Source organism: Collinsella aerofaciens (assembly GCF_025289055.1).
In the GTDB taxonomy this organism is placed as follows: Bacteria; Actinomycetota; Coriobacteriia; order Coriobacteriales; family Coriobacteriaceae; genus Collinsella.
In genome coordinates this window covers 1-11,970 of sequence record NZ_JAESIQ010000007.1, presented here as the reverse complement: position 1 = coordinate 11,970, position 11,970 = coordinate 1, and the positions used below count along the sequence as shown (strand labels likewise).

Below are 11,970 nucleotides of genomic sequence, written 5' to 3'. Positions count from 1 at the left end.
GCCACGCCCTGTCCACGTTCAGAGGGGAAATAGACGCCTCGCATGTTGAAGTACACGCTCAAACGTATAGGCGCGATGGTTCCGGTGATGCTCATCATCTCGGTCGTCGTGTTTTTGATTATCTATCTCACACCGGGTGACCCGGCTTCTTCGATGCTCGGCATGGAGGCTTCGGCCGACCAGATCGAGCGCGTCAACGATAGCCTGGGACTCAACGAGCCGCTGCCGCAGCGCTACGTTGAGTGGATGGGCGGCGTGCTTACCGGCGACCTGGGCGATTCGTATTTTATGCGCCAGCCCGTCACGCAGGCGATCGCCGAGCACTTTGGCCCCACGCTATCGCTCGCGCTTCTGGCACAGCTCATCGCGCTGTTGATTGCACTGCCCTGCGGCGTCGTCGCTGCCCTCAAACATGGGTCTCGCACCGACGCTGTCTTGCGAGTCGTTGCTCTTTTGGGCGTGGCGATACCCGGCTTTTTGATGGCGCTCATGCTTATGTGGCTGTTTGCCGTCACGTTGCGTGTGTTCCCGGTGGCCGGCTATGCGCCGCTATCGAAGGGCTGGTTCAGCCATTTACGCTATCTTGCGTTGCCGGCCATATCGCTTGGATGCGTGCAGGCGGCCCTGCTCATGCGCATGACCCGTTCGAGCGTGATCGAGGCCATGCAGCTCGACTGCGTCAAGACGGCGCGTGCCAAGGGCGTCTCCGAGGTTCGCGTGGTGCTGGCCCATGCCCTGCGCAACGCAGCGCTGCCGATTCTCACCTCGGTCGGCTATTCTTTTGGCGCCCTGATTACGGGTGCCGTGGTGACTGAGGCCATTTTTAACATCCCCGGTTTGGGCCAGCTGGTCACGAGCTCTATCGAGCGTCGCGACTATCCGGTGATTCAGGGTGTGCTGCTGGTCATCGCCTTGTTGAATTCGGTGATCAATCTGGTCGTCGACCTTGCCTACGGCGCTTTTGACCCGCGCGCTCGCAAATGGGGCGATGCATGATGGCAAACTTTAAGAAGGCTCTTGCCAACAAGGGGTTTGTGGTCGGCGGCTGCATTTTTCTGGCGATTGCGCTGATCGCGCTCGTCGGTCCGCTGGTGTGGACGGTTAATCCCAATGCGCAGGAGATGGCGTTGCGACTTTCGGCACCTTCGCCCGCGCATCCCTTTGGCTGCGATGACTTTGGCCGCGACCTGCTTGCCCGCGTCATCGCGGGCGCGCGCGTGTCGCTTGGTGTTGGCATTGCCGTCACGCTCGCGACGAGTGTGCTCGGCTTGGTGATCGGCGCCTATGCGTGCTACAACGAGAGGCTCGATCATATTCTCATGCGCATCTGCGACGGCCTTATGTCCATTCCGGGCGTGCTGCTGGCCATCGCGCTCATGGCGATGATGGGGGCGAGCGTGTGGAACGTCATCATCGCGCTCTCCATCGTCTATACGCCCAGCATGGCGCGCATCGTGCGCTCGCGCGCGATGGTGGTCAAGGAGGAGCCCTTTGTGGAGGCCCTGCGCGTGCAGGGCGCCTCGACCGCGCGCATCGTGTGGCTGCATATCGTGCCCAACGTTATGGCGCCCTTCCTGGTGCAGGCGACCTTCGTCTTTGCCGAGGCCGTGCTCTCGGAGGCCGCCCTCTCGTTTCTGGGCCTGGGTATCAAGGCGCCCGACGCCAGCTGGGGAAACATCCTGCAGGCGGGCAAGAACGTGATGCGCAAAGCCCCGTGGATGATCTTCTTCCCGGCAGCGGCCATCATCGCGAGCGTGCTTTCGCTGAACCTTGCCGGCGACGGCCTGCGCGACGCCCTCGACCCCAAGACCAAGGAGGACTAGCCCATGAGCGAACATCTTTTGGACGTGCGCGACCTCTGCATCTCGTTTGTGGGCCGCGATGGCAACGCGCTGGAAGCCGTCAACAAACTCAACCTACATATCGATGCCGGCGAGATCGTTGGTGTTGTCGGCGAGTCCGGCTGCGGTAAGTCGGTGTTTGCCCAGAGTGTCATGCGCCTATTGGAGCATGAACAGAAGATGGCCTATACCGGTCAGATTCTCTTTGACGGGGAGGACCTGCTCGCGCGCCCGCTCAAGCGCATGCGCGAGGTGCGCGGCTGCGATATTGCCATGATCTTCCAGGACCCGTTGTCCTCACTCAACCCCGTCATGACGGTGGGCGCGCAGGTTATCGAGGCGGTGAGGGCCCACCGTAAGGTGAGCCGACGCGAAGCCCGCAACGAGGCTCTATCGCTGTTGAAGCGTGTGGGAATTCGAGATGCCGCGGCTCGCTTCGACATGTATCCGGGCGATTTTAGCGGCGGTATGCGCCAGCGCGTGATGATTGCCATGGCGCTTGCCGGTCATCCGCGACTGCTTATCGCCGACGAGCCCACCACGGCACTCGACACGACGACTCAAAAACAGATTTTGGACCTTCTGCGCGACCTCAACAGTTCCGAGGGCATGGCGGTGCTTTTTATCAGCCATGATTTGGGTGTCGTCACGAGCATCTGCTCGCGCGTGCACGTCATGTATCTGGGCCAAATCGTAGAAGAGATCGACGCCTGCGGCCTTATGGAGCGCCCGAGCCACCCGTATGCCCAGGGGCTCATCGCGAGCATTCCGCCGCTCGAAGGCGAGCGAGTTGACACGTTGGCGGATATTCCGGGCACAGTGCCGCCGCTTACGGCAATACCCTGTGGATGCCGCTTTGCGCCTCGTTGCGCCCGGGCGGACGAGCGTTGCCGCGCACAGGAGCCTCCGCTGGTTGCCGTGAATGCGTGCGACCGGTCTAAATGCTGGCTTGTCGAGAAAGGGGAGTGCCATGGCTGTTGATAGCGAAGCCCTGCTTAGGGTCTCACATCTGACTAAAACGTATCCCATGCCGGGCTCAGGTTTTAAGCGTCAGGTCTTTACCGCCGTGGACGATCTGTCGTTTGAGATCGCGCCGGGCGAGGTCTATGGCCTGGTTGGCGAATCCGGATCGGGCAAGTCGACGACTGGACGCTTGATCTGTGGTCTCGAGCGTGCGGATTCCGGCTCGATTGTCTATCGCGGGCACGACCTCGCCACGATGTCGGAGCGCGAACGCAAGCCGTTTCGCCGCGAGATCCAGCTGGTATTCCAGGATAGCTCTACGGCTTTTGACCCGCGCAACCGTGTCGGCCGCATTTTGGAGGAGCCGCTGATTATCGCCGGCGTGCGCGATGCGGATGAGCGCCATGGGCGCGCGCTCTCGGCCCTGACCTCGGTCGGTCTTCTGGCAGAGCATTATGACCGCTATCCGCATGACCTTTCGGGAGGACAGCGTCAGCGACTCAATCTGGCACGGGCGCTTATTTGCGAGCCGCGCCTTGTGGTATGCGACGAGCCGGTCTCGGCGCTTGACGTGTCCGTTCAGGCCCAAGTGCTCAACTTGCTTCGCGACCTGCAGCGCACGACGGGTGTAGCGCTGCTGTTTATCACGCATGATATGCGTGTGGTTCGGCATATGTCCGACCGGATTGGCGTGCTCTACCACGGTCGTCTTGTCGAGGAAGGCGCGGCCGAGGACGTGATCGCGCACCCGAGCGATCCGTATACGCAGGAGCTTATCGACGCCATTCCCTAGAGGATGCTTCCTTTTGGGTATGGCGTGGGTTTGTTGTTTAATTGTCGGTATATCGGTGCAAGAGAGGGGAACTACTATGGCCGATATCGAGGAACAGCCGTTGCCGCGCACGTTTGAGGAGTTCAACGAGCAACGCAAGGCGGCGTTTATTCGCGTCAAGGATTATAAACAGGCGGGTAATCGCCTGGTCGGCTTTTTGTGCAGCTATACGCCGCTCGAGATTATCGATGCCGCGGGCGCTGCAAGTGTGGCCTTGTGCGGTACATCCGACGAGGTGATTCCCGAGGCCGAGAAGGTGCTGCCGGCAAACCTGTGCCCGCTCATCAAGTCGACATACGGTTTTGCCTATTCTCAAAAGTGCCCGTTTACGTACTTTAGCGACATGATCATCGGCGAGACCACCTGCGACGGCAAGAAGAAGATGTACGAGCTACTCAACGAGCTCAAGCGCACGCACATTTTGCATCTTCCGCAGGGTCGTGATCGCGCCTACGAGCGTGAAGGCTGGTACGAGGAGTGCCGCCTGCTCAAGGAAGAGCTTGAGGGCTTCTACGGCATCACGATTACCGACGACGACCTGCGCGCTGCCGTCCGTCGTCGAAATCGCCTGCGTGCTGCCCAGCTCGAGATGTTTGCGCTGCAGGCCAACCAGCCGGCGGCCATGAGCGGCGTCGACCTGATGAGCACCATGTTTGCCGGCACGTTCAGCTTTGATATCGAGGCCTATACGCAGCAGCTGGAGCAAAAGGTTGCCAAGCTGCGCGAGGCCTACGACGCGGGCGAGCGCCCGGTTGCGGCGGATGCCAAGCGCATTCTGATCACCGGTTGCCCGGTGGGCGGTGTGATCAACAAGATAGGTCGCACCATCGAGTCCAACGGCGGCGTGGTCGTGTGCATGGACGACTGCTCGGGCGAGCGCACGGCGGCCATGATGATCGACCCGGACGCGCCCGATATCCTGCGCGCCATCGCCGACCGCTACCTAGACATCAACTGCTCGGTCATGACGCCCAACGACGGCCGTATGGACAACACCCTGGCCATGTGCGAGAAGTATCACGTCGATGGCGTAGTGGAGAGCGTGCTCCAGGCCTGCCACACCTTTAACGTGGAGAGTGCACGCATGCAGGAGGCTGTCGAGGGTGCAGGTATTCCGTATATGAAGATCGAGACCGACTACAGCAACGGCGACATGGGCCAGATCGAGACGCGCATCGCCGCCTTCATCGAAACCCTCTAGCTTCCTCAGGCACCGGATCTTGCTCCTCAAACCGTCGCTTGCGTACCCAAAGTACGCTGCGCTCCTCTTTCGGGGCAATCTCCGGCACCTGAGAAACCTAGAGCTAAGGCGCCTGAACGCGCCGCTACCTTTGATGTTTAGATTGGGAGAGAGCCATGATAGGGATCGGGATCGATATCGGGTCTACGGCGGCTAAGGCTGCTGTGGTCGATGGGGAGGGTTCGGTGGCGTGGACGTGCGTGCAGCCAACCGGGTTTTCCTCGGTCGATGCTTCCGAGCGGCTGCGCGAGGCGCTGGCAGCGGCCGGCTATGACGTGGCTGCCGACGACGTGCGCGTGGTTGCGACCGGCTACGGTCGTGTCGCCGTGCCCTATGCGCACAAGGTCGTGACCGAGATCACCTGCCACGGTACCGGTGCCGTGCTCCTGTTTGGCGATCACGGGACCGTGATTGACGTGGGCGGCCAGGACACCAAGGTCATCCAACTTAAGGGTGGTCGCGTGGCCAAGTTTGCCATGAACGACAAGTGCGCCGCCGGCACGGGGCGTTTTTTGGAGATCATGGCCGACCGCCTAGGCATTTCCCAGCAGCAGATGGCCGACCTGGCGCGTTCCGGCGAGCCCACCAAGATCAGCAGCATGTGCACGGTGTTTGCCGAAAGTGAGGTTATCAGCCTGATCGGTCGCGGCGAGCCGCGCGAGAACATTGCGCGTGGCGTGATCGACAGCGTGGTCTCGCGCGTGGCGACCATGGCCGGGCAGGCCGTGGGCGCCCCGTACTACCTGACCGGTGGCCTGTGTGAGAACGCCTTCGTGGTGGAGCGGTTAGGCGAGCTACTGGGGTCGCCGGTGACCACCTCGCCCCAGGCTCGCTTTGCCGGAGCGATCGGCGCGGCTGTCCGCGCCGCCGCCTTGGCCTAGGGGTGTACCGCGACATGCGCATCCTCAATATCTCGGCACAAAAACCAGATAGCACCGGCAGCGGCACCTACCTTGCCGCGCTCGTGCGCGAGCAGATCGAGACGGGGTATCGCGCCGCCGTGCTTTGCGGCGCGGCACCGGGTGATACCCAAGGCGAGCTGGACCGGCGTGCTGCCGTGTTTGCCGTACCGTTCGAGTCGCCCGAGCTGCCGTTTCCCATCTGCGGTATGTCCGATGTCATGCCCTATCCCTCCACGCGCTATCGTGACCTGACACCTTCGATGCTCAAGGCATTTGAGCGGGCATTTGCTGCAGCAATCGATCGGGCGGTGGCTGAGTTTCGGCCCGATCTGGTGCTCTGCCATCACCTGTATCTGGTGACCGCATTGGCGCGCGAGTGTGTCCGGGGCGTGCCGGTTGTTGCCGTGTGCCATTCGACCGACCTGCGCCAGCTGCGTTCGCATGCGCTCGAGCGCGATCGCATCGTACGTGCGGTTCGTCGGCTCGATGCCGTCTTTGCGCTTCATGCTGAGCAGGCTGAGCAGATTGGCCTGGTGTGCGGCGTCGATGCCGATCGCATCCACGTGATTGGGACGGGCTACGACCATCACGTCTTCTGCCGCGACGCAAGTGTGGCGAGGCAGCCGGGATCGCTTGTGTACGTGGGCAAGATTTGCTTTAAAAAGGGCGTCGAGTCGCTGGTTCGAGCCGTGTCATTGCCGATTGACGATGACGTCCCCCCATCTGGCTTGGTGCTTGTGGGCGGTCGCGGGGACGATGCCGAGTACGCGCGTGTCGAGCGCTTGGCCGCGGCCTCGGATGTGCCGGTGACGCTGGCGGGGCGCCTGGATAGCGATGGGCTCGTGCATGCCTATCGCAGTTCCGACGTCTTTGTGCTGCCTTCGTTTTACGAGGGTCTGCCGCTCGTGACGATCGAGGCCCTCGCGTGCGGCTGCAAAGTTGTGGCGACCGATTTGCCCGGCGTTCGTCCCTGGATGGAGGCGATGCTTCCCGGTGCTCCCGTGACGTGGGTGGCGTCGCCGCGTATGACGGATGTCGACACGCCCGTGGCGGCCGACCTTCCGTTGTTTGAGCGCGCACTGGCAGATGCTATCGCGCAGGCGCTTACGGCGCCGCCTTCGACGTTTGAGTCGTCGGCGGTCTCTTGGGAAGCGTGCCTGGGGCGTATACTTAAAGTCATTGATTTGTTGGAAGGGGGTTCGTATGGCTAAGGACACCATTAAGCTCACGTCCATGACGGCCGCGAGCGGTTGAGCCGCTAAGTTGGCCCCCGGAGCCCTCGCCCAGGTCCTGGGCGATTTACCCAATGTGCATAACGACAACTTGCTCGTGGGGTTCGATACCTCCGACGATGCGAGCGTCTTCCGCGTAGGGGAGAACCTGGGACTCGTGCAGTCCATCGACTTCTTCCCACCGATGGTCGACGACCCGTTTCTGTTTGGCCAGATCGCCGCGGCAAACTCACTGTCGGACATCTACGCCATGGGCGGGCGGCCGAGCTATGCCATGAACCTGCTGTGCATTCCCAGTTGCTTGGGCGTTGAGGTTGCCGGCGAAATTCTGGCGGGCGGCGCCGACAAGTGCGTCGAGGCCGGTTGCTCCATCGCGGGCGGCCACACCATCAACGACGACGAGCCCAAGTACGGCCTGTCCGTGAGCGGTTTTGTCGCGCTTGACCGTATGCTCGCCAACAGCGGCGCACGCGTGGGCGATGCGTTACTGCTGACCAAGGCGATCGGATCGGGCATCATTACCACGGCCATTAAGGGCGAGCTCATCGAGCAGGACGAGGCCGCAGCAATGTTTGACTCGATGCGCACCCTCAACGAGGCCCCGATCCGTTTGGCCGAGGGGCTCGAACTTCATGGCTGCACCGACATTACGGGCTTTGGTCTGATCGGGCACGCGTGCGAGATGGCCGAGGGCTCGGGCGTGCAAATCGAGCTCGCGTCGGGGGCGGTGCCGCTCTTTGACCAGGTGCTCGACATGGCGCGTCTGGGCATTATCCCTGCGGGCTCCTACCGCAACCAGGACTTCTTTGGCCCGCGTGCGGCTGCCGACGAGGACCTGGAGCCGGGCCTGTTGGATGCGCTGTACGATCCGCAGACCTCGGGTGGTTTGCTCATCGCGGCGCCCGCGGCGGATGTAGATGAGCTTGCGCGTCGCCTGGATGCCGAGGGGTGCATCGCGGCCGTTGTCGGGCGCGTGTGCGAGGCGGTGCCGGGCGGTCCTGCCGTTCGCATTGTCCGTTAACGACACGTTTATTGAACTCTGTACCGTTCTAAAACGATTTATTCGAAAGGAATTTGCTATGTCTACCAAAATTGAAGTCAATGCCATGGGCGATGCCTGCCCGCTGCCCGTCGTCAAGACGCTCAAAGCCCTGAAGCAGCTCGATGGCGAGGGCGCCGTCGTGACCTCGGTCGATAACGAGACCGCAGTCAAGAACATCTCCAAGATGGCGCAGGAGAAGGGCTGCACGGCCTCGGTCGAGAAGGTTTCTGACGCCGAGTGGCACGTGACCGTCTCGACCGCCGGTGCCGTGGCCGTTGCGGACCCCGAGCAGGACGGCGCTGCTTTCTGCGACGCCAGCGCCGGCAAGGGCAAGCTCGTCATTTCCGTCTACACCGACTGCATGGGCCGCGGAGACGACGAGCTGGGCCACAAGCTCATGAAGGCGTTTATTTTTGCTGTGACGCAGCAGGAGGAGCTGCCCGCGACCATGCTGTTTTACAACGGCGGCGCCAAGCTCACCGTCGAGGGCTCGCCGGTGCTCGATGACCTGAAGGGTCTGGCCGAGCAGGGCGTCGAGATTCTCACCTGTGGTACCTGCCTGGACCACTATGGCATTAAAGACCAGCTTGCGGTGGGCGAGGTCACCAACATGTACGTGATCGTGGAGAAGATGGAGCAGGCCGTGCGCGTCGTGCGCCCGTAGCGTATTGGTTGGAGGTGCCATGAGGGAGAAGCGCCCGGCGCTTGTTATCACGTTTCCTACCACGGCGGCCGCCATGGGGTGCGAGACCTTATGCATCGAGCGCGGCCTTCCCGGGCGAACGATTCCCGTGCCCGGGGAGGTCGCTGCCGGCTGCGGTCTGGCGTGGAAGGCGTTGCCTGCCGATGAGGAGCTGCTGCGCAGCGAGCTTACCGCGGCGGGCGTTCCTACCGAGGGCTATACCGTGATCGATATGTGGGAGGTCGTGCGATGATCTACCTAGATAACGCGGCGACGACCATGCACAAGCCGCAGACGGTCATCGATGCCGTGACGCAGGCGATGTGTTCGCTCGGCAATGCCGGGCGCGGCGCCACGTCGGGTGCCCTCGATGCCGCTCGTACGATTCATGGCTGCCGTGCCAAGCTCGCGCGCCTTTTGGGTTGCCCGAGGGCGGACCATGTGTGCTTTACGCCCAACTCCACGGCGGCGCTCAACACCGTCATCAATGGCGTGGTGCGCCCCGGCGATCGCGTGGTCACGACGGTGCTTGAGCACAACTCGGTGCTACGTCCGCTCAACCGCTTGGCGACGGAGCAGGGTGTGACGGTTGAGCATGCGGGTTGCGATGCGAGCGGCGTGCTCGACTACGACGAGCTCGAGCGGCTGGTCACGCCTGGCACGCGTGCTGTGGTGGTGACGCACGCCTCCAATGTGACCGGTAACGCGGTCGACATTGCGCGCGTGGCGGCTATGGCCCATGCGGCCGGTGCGCTGGTGATCGTTGACGCCTCGCAGTCTGCCGGTACGGCGAAGATTGACATGGATGCTATGGGGCTCGACGTCGTGTGCTTTACCGGCCACAAGGGGCTCATGGGTCCGCAGGGGACCGGCGGCCTGGCCGTGGCGGAGGGCATTGACGTGGCTCCGTGGGCCATGGGCGGCACCGGTGTACACAGCTTCGATGAGCTGCAGCCACTGGAGTGGCCCACGCGCCTGGAGGCCGGTACGCTCAACGGCCATGGCATCGCGGGCCTTTCCGCTGGTCTCGACTTTATCGAGGCCCAGGGTGGGGTCGAGGCGATTGCTGCCCACGAGCGTACGCTCGCTGATCGCTTCCTTGCCGGTGTGCGCGAGATTCCGGGGATTAAGCTCTATGGTGTCTTTGACCAGCCGACGCGCTCTGCGATTGTGTCGCTCAACGTGGGCGATATCGACTCTGCCGAGATCTCGGATGCGCTCATGCAAGGGTGGGGGATCGCGACGCGCCCCGGCGCCCATTGCGCCCCGCTCATGCACCGTGCGCTGGGAACCGAGCGCCAGGGCGTCGTCCGCTTCTCATTTGGGTATTTCAACACGACCGAAGAAGTTGACACGGCTATCGATGCTCTGTGCGATTTAGCCTGCTAAAGCTGCTAGAGCGTATATACTTGCGGGACGGGTGTTTTTGCCCGTCCCGTTTTTGTTTCGACCCGAAAGGTGTGTCCATGGCCTCATCCGCGCCGCGCGGTCTGCGCTCCGACCATGTCGTCACCGTCGGCATCGCCCTATTCTCGATGCTCTTTGGCGCCGGCAACCTCATTATTCCGCCACTGCTGGCGCTGCAGGCAGGTTCTGCCATGCCGGTCGCCATGCTCGGCTTTCTCATCGCCGCCATCGGCCTGCCCGTCATGGGCTTTATCGCTGTGGCGCTTGCTGGAACGGCGCGCGAGCTTGCCGGCCGCGTGCACCCCAAGTTTGGTGAGTTCTTTGTCGCGGCGGTGTATCTGGCCATCGGCCCGTGTCTGGCTATTCCGCGCACGAGCTCCACGGCCTTTGAGATGTTGGTGCCGCTGCTGCCCGAGGGCGTCTCGCTTGGCACGGCTCGCCTGGTGTTTGCCGTTGGCTTCTTTGTCGTCGCGTTTGCGCTTACGCTGCGTCCGGGCGTCATCACGCGCGTACTCGGTCGCATTACGGGCCCCGCGCTCATTGCGCTCATCGTACTAGTCGTGGGTGCCGCCGTGATCTCGCCGCTGGGTCCCGCTGCCGCGCCGCAGGCTCCCTACAATGCCGGTGCCGCCGTGCAGGGCTTTTTGACCGGCTATCAGACCATGGACCTGCTCGCGTCGCTCGCCTTTGGCATTATCATCGCCGAGACCATCCACGAGCTGGGTGTTACCGATGACAATCGCGTAGCCTTCGAGATTTCGCGTTCCGGTGTGATCGCCGGCGTGCTCATGGCCGTCATCTACTGCGGCCTGGCGCTTGCCGGCACGCAGCTCAGCGCCGTGATGCCCGATGCCACTAACGGTGCTGCCATCCTCGCCCGTTCGGCGTCTATGCACTTTGGCCTTGTCGGCACGGTCGTGGTCTTTGCAATCTTTTTCCTTGCCTGCATGAACGTGTGCATCGGCCTCATCAGCTGCTGCTCGCGTTACTTCTGCGAGACGTATGTGGTTAAAGGCGGAGCGGAGGCCTCCGAGGAGGCCATGCGCCGTCCCTTTGCGGTTCTCGCCTTTGTGTTCGCGGCGTTTTCGTGCGTGCTTTCCAACGTGGGCCTCGATGTGATCCTTATGTTCTCGGTGCCCATGCTCAACGCCTTGTATCCCGTCGCCATCGTGCTGGTACTGATGGGCCTGGTGCACGGTTTTTGCGACGCGCATCCGCAAGTGTGGGTGTGGGTCGGCGGCGTCGTCGCGGTGCAGAGCGTGATTACCTCGGTCCGCGATGCGTTCTTTGCGGGCGCGTGGCTGCCGTTCGACGCGCTGCCGCTGGCGGATATCGGTGCCGCGTGGGCGCCGGTTGCCGTGGTTGCCTTTGTGATCGGCCTGCTTCATAGTCGTTTTGTTGCACATTCGAGGAGCTAAGGCATCAATGCTTGCACAGGCGGGGAGTCTCCCCTATAATTTCCTTCGCTTTGGGACACGCAAGGTTTAGACCTTAGCTGCTCAACACCTTCGGGACGTGGCGCAGTTTGGTAGCGCGCCTGCTTTGGGAGCAGGATGTCGCAGGTTCAAATCCTGTCGTCCCGACCATATCTTGCGGGCGTAGTTCAATGGTAGAACCCCAGCCTTCCAAGCTGATGACGCGGGTTCGATTCCCGTCGCCCGCTCCATAGGATAGTTTTAACGGCTTTGTTTCCTTCTGGGAATCAGAGCCGTTTTCATATACATGCCGGGGACCCCACATTCCCTCCTAAGTTGCGGTGAAATAGTTCCTGGATGGGGGTGCGGACAGAAAGTTGGACCGTGGGGCGGTCCGGACTGGAGGTTCGCATG

Annotated in this window: 12 protein-coding genes and 2 tRNA genes; all 14 read left to right on the top strand. The window is 62.3% G+C overall.

The window, feature by feature from the left end; translation table 11 throughout:
- Positions 1 to 42 precede the first annotated feature (42 nt).
- Positions 43 to 996: an ABC transporter permease gene (locus JMJ97_RS03150; RefSeq protein ID WP_260699137.1), complete on the top strand. Its 954-nt coding sequence runs from the start codon at positions 43 to 45 to the stop codon at positions 994 to 996.
- A complete protein-coding gene (locus JMJ97_RS03145) occupies positions 996 to 1,823 on the top strand; it encodes an ABC transporter permease (protein ID WP_260699136.1) in 828 nt (275 codons plus the stop codon). Before JMJ97_RS03150 ends, JMJ97_RS03145 begins: the two co-directional genes overlap by 1 nt.
- Before the next feature lie 3 nt (positions 1,824 to 1,826).
- Complete coding sequence (locus JMJ97_RS03140; protein WP_260699135.1) at positions 1,827 to 2,822, top strand: ABC transporter ATP-binding protein; 996 nt, start codon at positions 1,827 to 1,829, stop codon at positions 2,820 to 2,822.
- Positions 2,812 to 3,597: an ATP-binding cassette domain-containing protein gene (locus tag JMJ97_RS03135; protein ID WP_260699134.1), complete on the top strand. Its 786-nt coding sequence runs from the start codon at positions 2,812 to 2,814 to the stop codon at positions 3,595 to 3,597. Before JMJ97_RS03140 ends, JMJ97_RS03135 begins: the two co-directional genes overlap by 11 nt.
- Positions 3,598 to 3,673: 76 nt before the next feature.
- Positions 3,674 to 4,837, top strand: a complete 1,164-nt coding sequence (locus JMJ97_RS03130) for a double-cubane-cluster-containing anaerobic reductase (protein ID WP_260699133.1) — start codon at positions 3,674 to 3,676, stop codon at positions 4,835 to 4,837.
- Between the two features lie 155 nt (positions 4,838 to 4,992).
- The gene (locus tag JMJ97_RS03125) at positions 4,993 to 5,757 is read left to right on the top strand and encodes an acyl-CoA dehydratase activase (protein WP_260699132.1); all 765 of its coding nucleotides are present in this window, start codon (positions 4,993 to 4,995) and stop codon (positions 5,755 to 5,757) included.
- Between the two features lie 14 nt (positions 5,758 to 5,771).
- Complete coding sequence (locus tag JMJ97_RS03120; protein WP_260699131.1) at positions 5,772 to 6,989, top strand: glycosyltransferase family 4 protein; 1,218 nt, start codon at positions 5,772 to 5,774, stop codon at positions 6,987 to 6,989.
- On the top strand, positions 6,982 to 8,031 hold the full coding sequence (gene selD, locus JMJ97_RS03115; RefSeq protein ID WP_260699130.1) for a selenide, water dikinase SelD: 1,050 nt from the start codon (positions 6,982 to 6,984) through the stop codon (positions 8,029 to 8,031). Before JMJ97_RS03120 ends, selD begins: the two co-directional genes overlap by 8 nt.
- Before the next feature lie 58 nt (positions 8,032 to 8,089).
- Positions 8,090 to 8,716 carry a sulfurtransferase-like selenium metabolism protein YedF gene (yedF, locus tag JMJ97_RS03110; protein WP_260699129.1) on the top strand — a complete coding sequence of 209 codons (627 nt, stop codon included), beginning with the start codon at positions 8,090 to 8,092 and terminating at the stop codon, positions 8,714 to 8,716.
- A 19-nt stretch (positions 8,717 to 8,735) separates the two neighbouring features.
- On the top strand, positions 8,736 to 8,987 hold the full coding sequence (locus JMJ97_RS03105; protein WP_117746402.1) for a putative Se/S carrier protein: 252 nt from the start codon (positions 8,736 to 8,738) through the stop codon (positions 8,985 to 8,987).
- Positions 8,984 to 10,123: an aminotransferase class V-fold PLP-dependent enzyme gene (locus tag JMJ97_RS03100; RefSeq protein WP_260699128.1), complete on the top strand. Its 1,140-nt coding sequence runs from the start codon at positions 8,984 to 8,986 to the stop codon at positions 10,121 to 10,123. Before JMJ97_RS03105 ends, JMJ97_RS03100 begins: the two co-directional genes overlap by 4 nt.
- A gap of 77 nt (positions 10,124 to 10,200) precedes the next feature.
- Positions 10,201 to 11,559, top strand: coding sequence for a branched-chain amino acid transport system II carrier protein (brnQ, locus tag JMJ97_RS03095; RefSeq protein WP_260699127.1), 1,359 nt, complete (start codon positions 10,201 to 10,203; stop codon positions 11,557 to 11,559).
- Positions 11,560 to 11,650: 91 nt separating this feature from the next.
- Positions 11,651 to 11,727: transfer RNA gene (locus tag JMJ97_RS03090), tRNA-Pro, on the top strand.
- Between the two features lie 6 nt (positions 11,728 to 11,733).
- Positions 11,734 to 11,807 (top strand) — tRNA-Gly (locus JMJ97_RS03085).
- Positions 11,808 to 11,970 lie beyond the last annotated feature (163 nt).